The following is a 15,331-nucleotide window of genomic DNA, read 5'->3' as shown; positions in this document are numbered from 1 at the left end:
CATGGAACGCCGGGCAGCCGCACGCATCGGACGGCGACCCGCAGGAAAAATCCAAACGCGGTGCGGCGGCGCTCACCGCAACGCCTTCCGGTATTGCATGCGCTCGTCGACCTCCGCCTGCTCATGGCGGTCCTCGGCCTGGCGTTCGCGCTCGCGATGTTGCTCGACGACGCTGCTCAAGGCGCTTTCCCGCGCATGCGCCTGGCGCCATTGCTCACGTGCCTGGTCCAGGCCCTGCTCGAGTCGCGTCAGGTCGCGCGCGTGCTGGACGATGGCGCGGTCGATGCGCTCGACAAAGCTCTGCCGGTTGAGCAGGGCACCCACCGACTGCTGGCCCTCACCTGGGGTCGCATATTCAATGCGGTAGCGCTTGAGTTCCTCCAGCTGATGCAGACCTGCGGTCAGCAACTGTTGCTGCTGCGCAAGATGCACCAGGGCGTCCTCGCTGCGGTCGTGCGCCAGCTCGACCGCCGGCTGCAGCTTGGTCGCGCGCGATATCACGCGTGCACCTGCGCGGCCAGCGCGCCCAGCAGGTCGACCGCGGTATCGAGGTCGGTGCGCTCATCGACGTCCTGCCGCAGGAACTCGCGCAGTTGTGGCCACAGCTCGATGGCCTGGTCCACCTGCGGATCGGAACCCTTCTGGTAGGCACCGACGGCAATCAGGTCGCGCTGTTGGCGATACGCCGAATACACCTGGCGGAAGCGCTGCGCGGCACGGAAATGCTCGCGGCCGGCAACGGTCGGCATCACGCGGCTGATCGAGGCCTCGATGTCGATTGCAGGGTAATGTCCCGCTTCGGCCAGGTCACGCGACAATACGATATGGCCATCCAGGATGGCACGCGCGGCGTCGGCAATCGGGTCGTGGCGGTAGTCATCACCCTCGGTCAAGACGGTGTAGAACGCGGTGATCGAGCCGCGGCCGTCGGCGTCGTTGCCGGCGCGCTCGACCAGGGCCGGCAGCATGGCGAACACGGAGGGCGGATAGCCCTTGGTTGCCGGTGGCTCGCCAATCGCCAGGGCAATCTCACGCTGGGCCTGGGCGTAGCGGGTCAGCGAATCCATCAGCAGCAGCACGCGCTTGCCCTGGTCGCGGAAATACTCGGCGATGGCCGTCGCATATTGCGCGCCACGCAGGCGCTTGAGCGGCGGTGCGTCGGCTGGCGCGGCGACGATGACCGCACGCTCCCGGCCCGCCTCGCCCAGTGTTTGTTCGACGAACTCCTTGACCTCACGGCCACGCTCACCAATCAGGCCGACGACGACGACATCGGCATTGGTATAGCGCGTCATCATGCCGAGCAGCATGGATTTGCCCACGCCGGAACCGGCAAACAAACCCAGGCGCTGGCCGCGGCCAACGGTGAGCAAGGCATTGATGGCGCGCACCCCGACATCGAGCGGTGTGTCGATCGGCTTGCGCGCCATGGGATTGATTGGTTCGCGCTGCAAGGCAGCCTGACGTTCCGCGCCGAGGGGGCCGAGATCGTCCAGCGGCACACCGTCAGCACCCATGACCCGGCCCAGCAAGGCCTCGCCGACGGGCAAGCCGCCGCGCCTGGCACAAGGACGAACGCGGGCATTGGGCAACACACCCTGCATGTCGCCGACTGGCATGAGCAGCAGGCGTTCGTCGGCAAAGCCGACCACCTCGGTATCCAGTTGCGCGCCATTGACCGTGTCCACCAGGCAGCGCGCGCCAAGTGCCGCCTCGCAACCCTCGGCTTCCAGGGTCAGGCCCACCACGCGGCGCAGGCAGCCATCGACCGTCAGCGTGCGGATGCTTTCGGCCCGCGCTGCGCGCCGGGCGAGCTCATCCTGCCAGCGCGCCTGACGCTCGCTCAAAACGTGTGCGGCGTTCATGCCGACGCCTCGGGCTCGCCGCTCGGCTCGCCAAGCACGGCATCGATGACGGCGGCCAAGCGCGTCTCCACCCGCGCGTCCAGGTGTGAGCGCGCGCTTTCCACGACGCAATCGCCACGCGCCAGTTGCGGGTCGGCGACACACTCCCAATGGCTATCGGCGGTGGCCGCCGCCTGCAGCAGCGGCAGGTCTTCCGGATGCACGTGCACGCGCAGGCCATGTTCGGCCGCCGGTACCGCAGCGACGGCTTGCTGTACCGCGCGCAGCACCAGTTCGGGCGCCAAGCGCAACTCGCTGGCCAGGACGCGGCGGGCGACCAGCATGGCCAGCGAGGCCAGCGCCTGTTCAGTCTGCCCACCCAGTACCTGCAACGGCCTGGCCGCCGCCTCGAACAAGGCCTCGAGTTGCGCCCGCTGCCCACGGATCTCAGTCTGCGCGGCCGCGAGGCCCTCGGCATGCCCGGCGGTGAAACCCTCCGTGCGCGCCTGGGCCTTGACCGCGGCCAGTTCCTGCACGTTCGGGGCGTTGGCAGCATTGGCGGCACGCTTGGCCATCGCCGTCCTGCCGATGTCCGGCAGTACCCAGCGCTGGATTGATACCGCCTCTGCGCCCAGCACGGCGGCCATCAGATGAACTCCTCACCGCCGCCGGACAAGTTGAGCTGACCGGCGTCGGCCAGCTTGCGCGCGGCGACCAGCACTTCCTTCTGCGCCGCGTCCACCTCACTCAGGCGCACCGGCCCCTTGACCTCGAGGTCGTCGCGCATCATGTCGGCGGCACGCTTGGACATGTTGGCGAAGATCTTGTCACGCATTGCCGGCTCGGCGCCCTTGAGCGCCGTCACCAGGGTCGGCGAAGGGATCTCGCGCAGCAGCAGTTGCAGGCCCTTGTCGTCGATCTCCAGCAAGTCCTCGAAGACGAACATCAGATCCTCGATGTGCCCGCCCAGCACTTCGTCCTGGGTGCGGATCGAGGTCATGATCTCGGTTTCGCGGCTGCCTTCCATCGCGTTGAGGATGTTGGCGGCGGCCTTGAGGCCACCAATCTTGGCCGACTTCATGTTCTTGGCATTGCCGGAAAACTGGCGTTGCATGACCGCGCCGAGCTCGCTCAGCGCCTGCGGTTGCACGCCATCCAGCGTGGCCACGCGCATCACCACGTCGCTGCGCATGCGCTCGGGCAGGTAGCCGATCACCTCGGCGGCCTGGTCGGGATCAAGGTGCGCCAGCACCAGGGCGACGATCTGCGGGTGCTCCTGCGTCACCATTTCTGCAATGGCCCGGCTCTCCATCCACTTCAGGGACTCCATGCCCTTGCTCGAATGCCCGAGCAGCACACGGTCGATCAGGCCCCCGGCCTTGTTTTCGCCCAGGGCGTTGACCAGCATCTTGCGGATGTAGTCTTCGGTGCCCATGCCGAGCGCGGTTTGCTGGTTCATGTCACCGGACAGGCGATCGAGAACGCTCTCCACCTGTTCGCGACTGACCTGATTCAATCCCGCCATGGCCGTGCCAACCGTCTGCACGTCGCGCGCGCTGAGGTGCTTCAGGACTTCGGCCGCATCCTCCTCGCCCAGGGTCAGCAACAGGATGGCGGCACGCTGCGCGCCGTCGATGCGGGCTTGCTTCGGCTCAGGCGGCATCTTCGTTCACCCAGTTCTTGACGACCTGCGCGACCTGCTTGGAGTTTTCACCCACCATGCGTCGCGCCGATTCGACCCGCTTCTCATAATTGAGCGTTGCCTGCATGGCGGGTGCGGCCGAACCCAGTTGCGCCGGCGCCGACCGCTCGACCGGCGCCGCCTCGGTGTGCACCTGGATGGTCGGCATGGGACCGGCACCAGCCAGGGCGAGCTGGCGCGAATCACTGCGCAGCAGGCCCTTCAACACCGGTCGCAGCAGACCAAAAGCGACCAGCAGCGCCAAGCCGATACCGAGCCCCTGCTTGAGCAGGTCCAGCATGCCCGGGCGTTGCCAGAACGGCAGCTCCGGCAGGGCCTGGATGTTCGGGCCCGGCTGGAATGATTGGTTGACCACGCTGACGCTGTCGCCGCGCGCCGCATCGAAGCCCACTGCGTTCTTGGTCAGCGCGGTGAGATGCGCGAGCTCGTCTGCGGTGAACGGCACGCTTTTTTGCGCCGCCGGCTGCGCCTTGCCGTTGACCGTGGTGGCGGGCGTGGTGACCAGCTTGTCATCCAGCACCACCGCCACGGTGAGCCGCGCCAGCCGGCCGGCCGGGTCGCGCACATGGCTGATGGTGCGATCCAATTCGTAATTGCGCGTGGCGCTGCTCGAGCTGTCGCCCTGTGCGACCGTCGCCGCGCTCGCCGCCGTGGCGGGCTTGCCGGCGGCGACCTTGGCGGCACTGGGGTTGGCGGCCGTAGCCTGGGGCACGGCCACCGGCGGCTGGTTGCTCAGCGCGCCAGGCACGCCGCCATCGGTGCCGCCACCGCTATGGCGCTCGCTGCTGACCTGCTCGCTGCGCAAGGCCGGCTTGTCCGGATTGAACGTTTCGGTGGCCTTCTCACTTTGGCTGAAATCCACGTCGGCATAGACTTGCGCGCGCACCCTGCCCTGGCCTACGAGCGGGGTGAGGATGTCCTCGATACGCTGCGCGTAAGTGTTCTCCATGCGCGTGGTGATGCGCAGGTGGCTGTCGTCGATGGCGTCGGCACTGTTGGGATCGGGGGTCAGCAGCTGGCCTTGCTGGTCGACCACCGAGACCTCGCGGGCATCGAGCTCGGGCACGCTGGCCGCGACCAGGTGCACGATCGCGGCGACTTGTCCGGCATCGAGTTTGCGGCCCTGGTAGAGCGACACGAGCACCGAAGCGCTGGCCGGTCGGCTGTCGCGGATGAAGGCGGAAGGCTTGGGCAGCGCCAGGTGCACACGCGCGGCGCGGATGGACTGCAGGCCGCCGATGGTGGCGCCAAGGTCGGCTTCCAGCCGCTCCTGGTTGCGCGTGCGCTCGGCCAGGTCGCTCATGCCGAACGGAGAATTGGCGGCATCGGTCGAATTCATGGCCGCACTGCCCTGCGGCAGGCCACGTGCGGCCAGTTGCAGACGCAACGCAGCCAGGTCGGCCATTGGCGCCATGATCGAGGTGCCGTCGGCGCCCAGCTTGTATTGGGCGTGCGTCGCCTGCAGTTCCTGGGCGATTGCCGAGGCGTCCTTCTGGTCCAAACCGGCGTAGAGCAGGCCATAGTTCGGGCCGCGCGACCACAGCACCACCGCCACCCCGAGCGCCACCGCAGCCGCCACCGCCACCAGCAGCACCAGTTGGCGCGTCGCCGGGTTTTGCCGCAGCTGCTTCCAGGGATCCAGCCGCGAACCGCTTTCGGTGGTCGCGACGGCGTTATCGGCCATGGTGTCGTTCGTCGTCTAGAGGGATAAGGGAGGGCACGTGGACGTCCGGCGTTACACCGGCATGTTCATGATTTCCTTGTAGGCATCGACCAGCTTGCTTTGCACCGCCACCATGGTGCGCAACGACAGGTCGGCCTTCTGCACGGCAATCATGGTGCGGCCGAGGTCGGCGCCCTTATCGCCGCGCTCGAAGCTGGCAGCCATGCGCCCGGCCTCGAGCTGAGTCTCACCCACCGCGGCAATCGACTTGTGCAGCAGCGCGGAGAAATCGCTTTGCGGACCGGCGACGGCCGGCTTGAATGCCGTCTCCGGCGGAGCAATGTCGGTGCGCCGAATCTGGCTGCTCATCTGGCGCATCTGCGCCAGCAGGTTATTGACGTCGATTGTGTTCATCGTGTTCATCGAGGTGCACCGTCGAGCTCAAGTGTCGGGATCCCGCCGCGTGACGGGTTTTACAGTGATGGATGCACGAGCCGTGCCACGGACTAATTACCGCCACCGCTTCCCCCTTCCTCATTACCGCGGCTCCCTTCCGTCATTTCCGCGAAAGCGGAAGTCGCTTCACAACAGCGAAGCCGGTCATCCAGGCTCTTGAACTTGACCGGGGTGGCCAAAGCACTGGATTCCCGCTTTCGCGGGAATGACGAATGGAGGTGTCGGGAATGACGAGGGAGGAGCCGCGGGAATGATGGCGGGGGACGTCATGACCCAAACACGCGATCTAGGCGGCCATGCTGCCCTGCATGCCGTACTTGCGCAGCTTCTCCACCAGGGTGGTGCGCTGCATGTGCAGCAGCCGCGCCGCGTGGGCCACCACGCCGCCAGTGGCGTCGAGCGCCTGTCGGATCAGGCCCACCTCGATGTCGGCCAGATGGTCCTTCAGGTCCAGGCCATCCTCGGGCAGGATGCCGAGGGTTTCGATGTTGCCCAGCGGCATGCCGACCAGGGCGCTCACGCCCTCTTCCGGCAGCGGCGACAACAGCGCGCCGAACGCCGATTCCTCGACCCGCTCGGGACCGCGATATTTCTCCGGCAGTTGACGCACGCGCACCTCGCCGTGCGGGTACATGATGGCCATGCGCTCGGCCAGGTTCGACAGTTCGCGCACGTTGCCCGGCCAGGCATAGGCATGCAGTGCCTGCAACGCGGCGGCGCTGAAGCGCACCGCGCCAAGCCCGCGCTGGGCCAGGCGCTGGTTGAACTCGGCAATCAGCAACGGCAGGTCCTCCAGGCGCTCGCGCAGCGGCGGCAGGTCGAGCGGGAACACGCTCAGGCGGTAATAGAGATCCTCGCGGAAACCGCCATCATGGATCGATTGCTCCAGATTGCGGTGGGTGGCGGCAATGATGCGCACGTCGCAACGCTGGGTCTTGTTGCCGCCCACCCGCTCGAACACCCGCTCCTGCAGCACGCGCAGCAGCTTGACCTGCATCGGCAGGCTCATGTCGCCAATTTCATCCAGGAACAAGGTGCCACCCTCGGCCATCTCGAAGCGGCCCTTGCGCGCGCTGATGGCGCCGGTGAACGCGCCCTTCTCATGGCCAAACAGTTCGCTCTCCAGGAGCTCGGCCGGGATCGCGCCACAGTTGATCGCGACAAACGGGCGGTCGCGGCGCGGCGACATCTGGTGGATGGCGCGGGCAACCATTTCCTTGCCGGTGCCGGACTCGCCCAGCACCAGCACGCTGGAATCGAATGGCGCCACCTGGCGGATCAGGCCGGTGACCCGGGTCATCGCCGCCGACTCGCCAATCAGGCGCGTGGCGCTGCCGACGCGGCCCGCCGCGCGACCGCTTACGCTGCCCAATGCTTCGGCCATCTGCTCGTAGCGCAAGGGAAAGTCGATCGTCGTGCTGCGCGTGGCGAACGTGGACGCGGCGCTGGCAAAGCGCGCCGCCCAGGCCGAATCGCCAGCCACCAGCATCGGGACATGCGCCGCGGCATCACCCAGCAAGGCAAGCTGGCGCTCGGCTTCGGCCGGCACCGCCACGGTGCCGACGAACACCCCGCGCCAAGCGTGCGTGGCGACATCGGCCGACGCACACAGGGCGCCATCCTGGGGCTGGTAGCCGAGGAACTGCAGCGCCGAGAGCATTGCGCCCAGGCGCACCTGATCCGACTCGATCACGAGAAAATCGTACTTGTCCATCCCCATTCTCCTTCCCATCGTGCTTTGTCAGGCGGGTGGTGACCCGCGCTGGACGTCGATCGTCGGCTTTACGTCACCGGCTCGCTGAATGACAGAGCAATAACAGGGCCAGCCACGTGCCAAAGCTGGCGGGAAAGCGTCACGGGGACCTGCAGAAAGTTGCCGTCGCGGCATTGGATGCCATCGCGCGGCATCCAGCACTGTCACGTATGTCATTGATGGCTATGTTGTTTGTTGGCAGCAACGGACAACACCCGGCCCCCTGTCGCCAGGTTTGCAGCGCGTCAAAAAAATTTCACGGGGACCGTGCAGGCGTGACGTACATCACACGTTTGGGCATGACTCAGCCGGCAAGCTGACGCGCTTCTGCCACTTTTCGTCGGTGGTGACGAAAGACCAGACGACCAATCGCGTCACTTAGCGCGTCACCCAGCAACGCAAAGACGACAAATACACGCCCGTCAGGAAACCGGCGTTCCACCTGCGCCGCCAGCTCCAGGTACAAGCCGGGGCAGGCATCGAAGCGAGGACGCAGGATGACGGCGTCGCCGCTGGGGGCGAGGGCCGCCGGCAGCAGCGCGCCCACCACGTTGAAGCGCAGCAATTGCCGCGGCGGCAACGCGGTCGTCGGCACCAGCAACTGGTTGACGATATCCACCAGCGCGGTGAGCTTGGCATCCAGCCGCAGCATCTCCTGCATCAAGGGGTTGTCGTCATCGGCCGTTTCCAGCGCGCGCTCCTCGAGCGCGGCAATCGCGGTCAGGGCGGTCACGTTGCGCTCCACCATGCGCAGCTGCCGGCTGGCTGACGGCGGCCAGCCGAGCGGCTCGCTGTCGACGTGCAGGCTTTCCTCGCAACTCACGCGCCCCTCGAAGTCATCCCAGTGGTCTGCGCTCATCATGCGGCTCCTCGGGTGGGTGGGGCCGGGTTTCGTGAATGATCCGGCGGCCACATATATTAAGTTGCCCGATCGATGCCACGTAGTCGATCCTTCACCCTCTCTCGTTTGGCTCCGCCGGGGTGGATCGGTGGGGTGAGGGAGCAAAAGCGCAGGCCGCGGATCGCGGGGCGGCGGTCAGCGCTGGGCGTAGGCGGCAATGACCTGGTCGCGGGCGTGCTCGCGGGCCCAGTTCGCGGCAGCTACGTCGCGGGCGCGGGCGACGTGGGATTCGAGCTCGCGGTTGCAGGCCAGGATCTGCGCCAGCTGGTTGCGCGTGGTGGCATCGGGCGCGTGCGCGCCAAGCAGCAGTGGCTCACGTTCGGCTTCCAGCGCCGAGAGCGTGACCCACTCCATTGCTTGCGCCGCCAGCAACATGCGCTGACTCAATTGCAACGCCCGGGCCAATGTCCCGCTCATGCGCTGACGGCGCGCGGGGGCGCACCTGCCGGTGCCGGCGCCACCTTGGCCCAGCTGTCGCGCACCTGGGTCAGTAGCTTCGCCACCTCATCCAGCAGCTTGAGGTCGTCGCGAAGGTTCGCCTGCACCAGGCGACGGCTCATGTATTCATAGAGTGCGTCCAGCCGATCGACCAGTTGCTCGTCGACCTTGCGATCGAGGCTGTCGCGCAAGCCACCCAGGATGTCGATGCAGCGCGAAATGCTCTCGCCCTTGGCAGCCACCTCGCCGCGTTGCATATGTCCACGTGCCTGCACGATGCGCTCCAGCGCGCCATCCATGAGCAAGGTGATCAGGGTATGCGGATTGGCACCTTCCACGCCACCGCGTGAGCGGACCTGCTGATAGGCGCCTGCACCGTAACCGAATCCCATGATCGTGCCCCTCCTTCGTGTGTCGACTTACTTGCTCTTGCCCGCATTGCCCATGGCATCGAATTGCTGCTGCAGGTACGAGCTGGTGCTGTTGAGCTTGCTCATCAAGGTGTCCAGCGCATTGAACTGCGCCGTGTACAGCGCCGTGAGGCTGTCCATGCGTGCGTTCAACGCTGTTTGCTGGTCGCCCAGGTCCCTCAGTTGCTGGGTGAGGCTGGCGCTGCGGTTGGCGAGCACGCCCGTGGTGCCGACCCACTGGCTCAACTGTGTATTGAGCTGTGCCGCATAACCTCCTGCTCCGCCAAACAGGGCGGCCGCCTGCTTGCCGCCATCACCCAGCGCCGCGGACAATTTGCCGCCGTCGAGAGCGAGCGTGCCATCCGCCTGCAGCGAGATGCCCAGCGCAGCCAGCGACCCGCCATTGGCTCCGCCCCCGATGATGGTGGCCAGCTTGCTGCTGATACTGTTCAACGTCGCATCGCCAATCAGCGCGCCGGTGCTGGCGCCGCTCGGGTCGTAGCGGGTCAGGGCCTGGTAGATGCCAACGAAGCTGTTGTAGGTATTGACCAGGTTGGTCAGCGCCGAGGTGGCCTTGCTGCCGTCACTGGCGACGCTGAGGGTCGTCGTGCCGGACCCGGCAAAGGCCAGGCTGAGGCCATCGATGGCATTGTTCACGGTGTTGCCGGCACTGTGCCCGGCCAGGCCGTCGATGCTGTACTCGGCATCCTGGGCCGCAGTGATGACGTTGAGCGCGTTGCCGCTGCTGGCGGCGGCATCGTAGTTCAGCGCAGCCAGGCCACCATCGCCGCCGCTGCCGGACACGGTGAAGCCGTTGGCCGCGCCGGTACGCGTGCCGGTCAGCACCAGGTGCGCGCCATCCGTGCCATTGACGATCGTTGCGCTGACCCCGGGGTTGTCGCTGGCCTGGTTGATCGCGTCGCGGATCGCCGCCAGCGAATTGTTGCTGCCGTCGAGGTTGAGCTGCATGGACTGGCCACCAATCGCGATGGTCAGCGTGCCCGTGCCGACAGCCGCACTGGAGTTCAGGAACGCGCCCGAAGAGGCTTTGAGCGAGGTGGCGAGCTGGGTGACCACGATCTGGTAGCTGCCGTTCACCGGCGAGCCAATGCTGCTCGCGCCGAGCACGCTGGCGTCCCCGGTCTTGACGGCCTGCGCACCAAGCGCGCTGCCGTCGCTGAGCGGGGCCATGGCCGATTGCAGGGCCGACAGCGCCGCGCTCACCTGGCCCAGGGCCGAGAGCTGCGTGTTCGCCGTCGTCTGGTCGGCAGTGATCTGGTTTTGCTGCGGCGTTTTCTTCGCCGCCACCAGTTGGGTCACCAGCGAGTTGACGTCGATGCCGGAACCCACGCCCAAGGAAGTAAGCAAGCCGGTGGTCGGTGCGGTCGAGCCTACGGTGATGGCCATGGAGATGGAGTCCTTGAAATGGAAACGGTGGCCGCGTCCTGCCGCGGCCACCGGAGGTCAAGCTTTACTGCAGGAGCTTCAAAACCGACTGCGTGGAAGCATTGGCCTGGGCCAGGACCGAGACGCCGGCCTGTTGCAGGATGCTCGCACTCGTCATGTTCGCGGTTTCCTGGGCAAAGTCCGCATCCAGGATCTGGCTGCGGGACGAGGTCAGGTTCTGCGAGATGCTTTGCAGGTTCGAAATGGTCGAAGTGAAGCGGTTCTGGATTGCACCGAGATCACCGCGAATCGAGCTGACCGAGGTCAGCGCCGCGTCGACGCGGCTGATGGCGTCGTTCGCACTGGACACATCCTTGACGTTGACGGTGGTCAGCGATCCGCCGATGGCCGTGGTGCCCAGGCTCAGCTTCGACGCCGTCGCACCGGCCGCGGAACCGCTGATGGTCAGCGCCTCCTGCGAGGTGATCTGCAACTTGTTGCTGGCATCCACCGACGCATGCAGGCCGTTGACGCCCTTGCCGTTGATCGCGTCAGCCAGTTCCTGCACGCCGTGATAGGTCCCGGCGTCAATGGCCACCGCAGTCCCGTCGCCCACGGCAAACTTGAGGTCGTTCGCGGCAAGCACGATGTCACCGACGCCAGTCGCCGTGCCGGCAAGCGCGCTACCAACGGCCAGGGCAGCCGTACCGATCTTGCCGGCAGCGGCCATGGCACCAGTAAATGTCACGTTGCCGCCCGTGGTGGGATTGGCGATCGTGAGATTCCCGGTGGTGCTATCCACACTCGCCACATCGCCCGACCCGCCTGCCTTCACGGCAGCCGCGTTGATCGCATCCGCCAGGGACTGCACTGAGGTATAGGTGCCGGCGGCTACGTTCGCGGTCGTGGGGCCAGTGGCCAGATTGACGACCAGGTCACCACTGTTGATCGTCACGCCCCTGGAGAATGCGGCGCTGCTGCTGACCGAGGCAACCTGGCCGATCTGGCTGGTCTTGACGCCCTGGCTCATGTCCACCGAAATGGTCTCGCCGACGTTGGCGCCAACCTGGAACGCGGCAGAACCAAAGCTGCCATCCAGTACATGCCGGCCGTTGAACGTGGTCTGCGTGGCAATACGCGTGATTTCATCCAGGCGCTGCTGCACTTCGGCGTCCAGGGCGGCACGGTCGGAATCGGAGTTCGTCGCGTTTGCCGACTGCACCGCCAGGGTGCGGATGCGCTGCAGGTTGTTGGTGACTTCGTTCAACGCGGACTCGGTGGTCTGCGCCAGCGAGATGCCGTCGTTGGCATTGCTGACTGCCTGGTTCAGGCCGTTGATCTGGGTGGTGAAGCGCGTGGAAATGGCGAGGCCGGCGGCATCGTCCTTTGCGCTGTTGATGCGCATGCCCGAAGACAGGCGCTGGATCGCCGTAGCGAGTTTGCTCTGCGAAGTTGCCAGGTTGTTCTGGGCAACCAGCGAGTTGATGTTGGTGATGACGCTCATGACCATTGGAGTATCTCCGGATCGGGTTGGGTTGCCGACCATGGTCGGCGATGGCAATCCGGCGGAAGTCCAAACAAGGTTGTTTCCGCCTTGTTTACTGTTTCGACTGCCAACGCCAAAACTTGAGACTTGTCAACGCAAATAATCGAACAATTTGGACGTCTGCATTTTGCTGAAGGTGAGTTGTGCCGCCTGCAGCGCCGTGGTCTGCGCGTTGAGCTGGCTGACCGCGTCGTAATAGTTCACGTCCTGCACGTCAGACAACGAGGACTGGTATTGCAAGGTGAGATCGTTGTTCAGGCCCTGCTGCTGGTCGAGCGCATTCATGCGTGCGCCGACCAGGCCACGCGTGCGTGTCACGTTGCCCATCGCCTGGTCCAGGTTCATGAGCTGCGCGTTCATTGCGTTCTGCATGTCCGCGCCGCCGCCGTTCGGCATCTGCAGCGTGGTGACCAGGCTTTGCAGGGTGCTGAACACGTCCTGGCGCGTGGACGGCGCAATGGCAAGACTGTCGCCCACGACCGGCGTACCGGTTAGCGCGATCTGCGCGCCGCGGAAGCCGATCGTGCCACCGTTCAGCGGATCGTAGCTGCCGGTGTCGACCACGGCGTTGCCGGCGTCGCGCACTTCGTAGGCATCGGCCGCGGTGAACACGATGCGGTAGCTGCCGCCATCCCAAGCCGAGGGGCTGGCGGCGGGGTCGCTGACGCTGGTCGCACCCGCCACCACCGTGCCCGCATTGGCGGCACCAGCGCCGACCGTGAACGTGCCGTTGCCAGTCGGGATGTCGCCAAACACCGCGCTGCCCGGATCCCCAGTGGCAACCTGCAGCCCGGCGCCAGCGGCGACCATGCGTTGCCCGTCATCGCCAAGGTAGGTGGTGTTGCCCTGGGTGGCGAACGGCGCGGTGCCGGTGCGATTGCCGGCATAAATGTATTCGCCCTGGCTGTCCTGGCTGTTGGCCTGGCCCAGCAACTGCTGGCGCAGCTGCACCAGCTCGGCCGCGATGTCGCCGCGGGTGGCATCCGACTGCGAGCCATTGACCGCCTGCAACACCAGGGTACGCACGCGCTGCAGCACGTTGGTGACGTTGCCCAGGCTCTGGTCTTCGAGGCTGAGGCGCGCATTGGCCGCGGTGATGTTGCGCTGGTATTGCGCGGTATCGGCAATCTGGTGGCCAAGGTCCAGGGCGCGCGCCGCACCAACCGGATCGTCGGAGGGCTGGGTGATGCGCTTGCCGGTGCTGAGCTGCTGGTTCAGCGTGGCGATGTCGCCCTGCCGGTCCAGCATGGTGTTCAGCGATTGCTGCTGCATCCAGACGGTGGAAACGCGCATGGGGAATCTCCTAGACCGACTGCACGGCGGTCAGCAGGGACTGGAACAAGGTGCTGGCGGTGCTGATGACCTGCGCCGAGGCCTGGTAGGCCTGTTGGTAGCGCACCAGGTTCGCGGCCTCCTCGTCCAGGTTCACGCCCGACACGCTTTGCTGCGTCGTCATGGCCTGGTTGAACACGGCCTTCTGCGTGACCTGGTCCGCGCTCGCCACGGCGCCGGCGCTGCCAATCTGCGTGACCATTTGGCTGTAGGCGCGACCGATGCTGGTGACGCCGCCATCCAGCACACCCTGGTTGGCCACCTTGCCCAGCGCGAGCGCGTTCGTGTTGTCGCCGCGCGCATTGATGTTGGCGGCGACGTTGAAGGTATCGCCCGCGGCGGGCGCGCCATCCAGCTTCAGGCTCCAACCGTCGTGCGTGATCGGCGTGCCGGGGGTGTACACCTGCGCCGGGCCCCCGTCGATGCTGTAGCTGGTGGGCGAAGAAAACACCACCGAGCTGGCGTTGAAGAACGCGGGATTGCTGGTGTCGGCGAGGCCGAAACCGGGGATCGCGGAGCCGGTGTTCGTGCCGGCAGCGCTCACGGTCAAGGGCGCCGCTGCCGCAATCTTGTTCGGGTCGCTCATGACCACGGCAAAGCTGCTCGCCGCATTGCGGCTGGGCTGTACGCGGAAGCTGTCGCCCGCTGCCGCAGCGCCGCCAACGACGAGGCTGAAGCCGGCCGCCTGAAACGGATCGGCAAGCGTGCCGGCGCCCGTCATCGCCACGCTGGCGCCGCTCGTGTCCTGCAGGCTCCAGGTGCTGCCGTCGTAGCGCAGTACATAGTCCTTGCCGGTCAGGGTGCCGAGGTCCGTGATCGACGCCTCCAGCGTGCCGCTGCCCGCGTTGTTCGCCGCTGCCTGCACCTCGGGTCCGGCCACGCTGAACATGGGTCCGCCAATCGCGCCTTGCAGGTCCGCGCCCTGCGCCTGCTGGGCGTTGAACGTGGCGGCCATGGCCTGGGCCGCGCGGCCAAGCTGGGTCTGTGCGGGGTCCAGCACATTGCCGCGGAAATCCAGCAACGCGCCCAGCGTGCCGCCGCCAATACGACCGCTGATCACGCTGCCACCTGCGCCGACGATGTCGAGCCGCGTCGCGTCATATTGGTTCGGAGCAGTAGCCAGGGCGTGCGCCTCGGCGTTGGTGACCAGTGCCTGGCCATTGCCGACGTAGATGTTGACCGTGTTGTCCGTCTGCGGCACCACGCTGATGCCCACTTCGCCGGCCAACTTTTTCACCAGCGCGTCGCGCTGGTCGAGCAAGTCGGCGGGCGGCACGCCATTGTTGCCGGCGGCGGTACGGATCTGCCCGTTCAACTGCGCAATCGCGCTGGCGTCGGTATTGATGGCATCCACCGTCTCGCCCAATTGCTGCTTGACCTGGGCCCCTAGCTGGTTGAACTGGCCGGACAGAGAGGTAAACGTGCTGGCGAGCGCACCGGCCCTGGCCAGCACGGCCTGGCGGCTGGCCGCATCCGCTGGCGCATTGGCCAAGTCCTGCACGGCGCCATAAAACGCATCCAGTGCGGTCTGCAGGTTGCTGCTGCCGGAGACCTGGCTGTTGATCTGCGTCGTGAGACTGGCCATGGCGTCGGCGCGGCCCTGGCCCGACGCCGCCGACCACAGGGAGTTGTTGAGGAACTGGCTGTAGGCGCGCTGCACGGCCACGGTGTCCACGCCGGTGCCAATGTAGAAGCCACCTTGCCACTCCGGCGCGCGCGCGCCATACGTGACCAACTGGCGGCTGTAGCCGTCGGTGTTCACATTGGCCACGTTGTGGCTCACCGTGCCCATGCCGACCTGGGCGGCCAGCAGGCCGGAGATTCCGGTGGAAAGCATGTCAGCCATGAGTCTTCCTCGGTGCACGCGGCGCTGCCGGCACGACGCCAGTGGCATCCCGCT

General features: G+C 66.4%; 14 protein-coding genes. All 14 read right to left on the bottom strand.

What is annotated here, in order from left to right:
- Positions 1 to 72: 72 nt before the first annotated feature.
- The 14 genes from fliJ to flgK all read right to left on the bottom strand — a co-directional run bounded on the left by fliJ (position 73) and on the right by flgK (position 15,277).
- Complete coding sequence (fliJ, locus tag AC3WJB_RS06320) at positions 73 to 501, bottom strand: flagellar export protein FliJ (protein WP_492679787.1); 429 nt, start codon at positions 499 to 501, stop codon at positions 73 to 75.
- Positions 498 to 1,865: a flagellar protein export ATPase FliI gene (gene fliI, locus AC3WJB_RS06315; RefSeq protein ID WP_492679785.1), complete on the bottom strand. Its 1,368-nt coding sequence runs from the start codon at positions 1,863 to 1,865 to the stop codon at positions 498 to 500. Before fliI ends, fliJ begins: the two co-directional genes overlap by 4 nt.
- Complete coding sequence (locus tag AC3WJB_RS06310; RefSeq protein ID WP_492679783.1) at positions 1,862 to 2,491, bottom strand: FliH/SctL family protein; 630 nt, start codon at positions 2,489 to 2,491, stop codon at positions 1,862 to 1,864. The genes fliI and AC3WJB_RS06310 overlap by 4 nt, the downstream gene beginning before the upstream one ends.
- Positions 2,491 to 3,480, bottom strand: coding sequence for a flagellar motor switch protein FliG (gene fliG, locus AC3WJB_RS06305; RefSeq protein WP_492683105.1), 990 nt, complete (start codon positions 3,478 to 3,480; stop codon positions 2,491 to 2,493). The genes AC3WJB_RS06310 and fliG overlap by 1 nt, the downstream gene beginning before the upstream one ends.
- Positions 3,481 to 3,496: 16 nt before the next feature.
- Positions 3,497 to 5,230 carry a flagellar basal-body MS-ring/collar protein FliF gene (gene fliF, locus AC3WJB_RS06300; protein WP_492679781.1) on the bottom strand — a complete coding sequence of 578 codons (1,734 nt, stop codon included), beginning with the start codon at positions 5,228 to 5,230 and terminating at the stop codon, positions 3,497 to 3,499.
- A 51-nt stretch (positions 5,231 to 5,281) separates the two neighbouring features.
- Complete coding sequence (gene fliE / locus AC3WJB_RS06295; protein WP_492679779.1) at positions 5,282 to 5,623, bottom strand: flagellar hook-basal body complex protein FliE; 342 nt, start codon at positions 5,621 to 5,623, stop codon at positions 5,282 to 5,284.
- A 328-nt stretch (positions 5,624 to 5,951) separates the two neighbouring features.
- Positions 5,952 to 7,379: a sigma-54 dependent transcriptional regulator gene (locus tag AC3WJB_RS06290; RefSeq protein WP_492679777.1), complete on the bottom strand. Its 1,428-nt coding sequence runs from the start codon at positions 7,377 to 7,379 to the stop codon at positions 5,952 to 5,954.
- 343 nt (positions 7,380 to 7,722) lie between these two features.
- Positions 7,723 to 8,277, bottom strand: coding sequence for a PilZ domain-containing protein (locus AC3WJB_RS06285; RefSeq protein WP_492679775.1), 555 nt, complete (start codon positions 8,275 to 8,277; stop codon positions 7,723 to 7,725).
- 177 nt (positions 8,278 to 8,454) lie between these two features.
- Positions 8,455 to 8,736, bottom strand: a complete 282-nt coding sequence (gene fliT / locus AC3WJB_RS06280; protein ID WP_492679773.1) for a flagellar protein FliT — start codon at positions 8,734 to 8,736, stop codon at positions 8,455 to 8,457.
- Positions 8,733 to 9,149 (bottom strand): flagellar export chaperone FliS, encoded by a 417-nt coding sequence (gene fliS, locus AC3WJB_RS06275; protein WP_492679771.1) that lies wholly within the window; start codon positions 9,147 to 9,149, stop codon positions 8,733 to 8,735. Before fliS ends, fliT begins: the two co-directional genes overlap by 4 nt.
- A 27-nt stretch (positions 9,150 to 9,176) precedes the next feature.
- Complete coding sequence (gene fliD / locus AC3WJB_RS06270; RefSeq protein WP_492679769.1) at positions 9,177 to 10,574, bottom strand: flagellar filament capping protein FliD; 1,398 nt, start codon at positions 10,572 to 10,574, stop codon at positions 9,177 to 9,179.
- Positions 10,575 to 10,638: 64 nt separating this feature from the next.
- Positions 10,639 to 12,063, bottom strand: a complete 1,425-nt coding sequence (locus AC3WJB_RS06265) for a flagellin N-terminal helical domain-containing protein (protein WP_492679767.1) — start codon at positions 12,061 to 12,063, stop codon at positions 10,639 to 10,641.
- 126 nt (positions 12,064 to 12,189) lie between these two features.
- Positions 12,190 to 13,392 carry a flagellar hook-associated protein FlgL gene (gene flgL, locus AC3WJB_RS06260; RefSeq protein ID WP_492679765.1) on the bottom strand — a complete coding sequence of 401 codons (1,203 nt, stop codon included), beginning with the start codon at positions 13,390 to 13,392 and terminating at the stop codon, positions 12,190 to 12,192.
- Positions 13,393 to 13,402: 10 nt separating this feature from the next.
- Positions 13,403 to 15,277: a flagellar hook-associated protein FlgK gene (gene flgK, locus AC3WJB_RS06255; RefSeq protein WP_492679763.1), complete on the bottom strand. Its 1,875-nt coding sequence runs from the start codon at positions 15,275 to 15,277 to the stop codon at positions 13,403 to 13,405.
- Positions 15,278 to 15,331: the final 54 nt, after the last annotated feature.

It is taken from the genome of Rhodanobacter sp. FW510-R10, from assembly GCF_058781105.1.
This window is presented reverse-complemented; position numbering and strand designations above follow the sequence as displayed.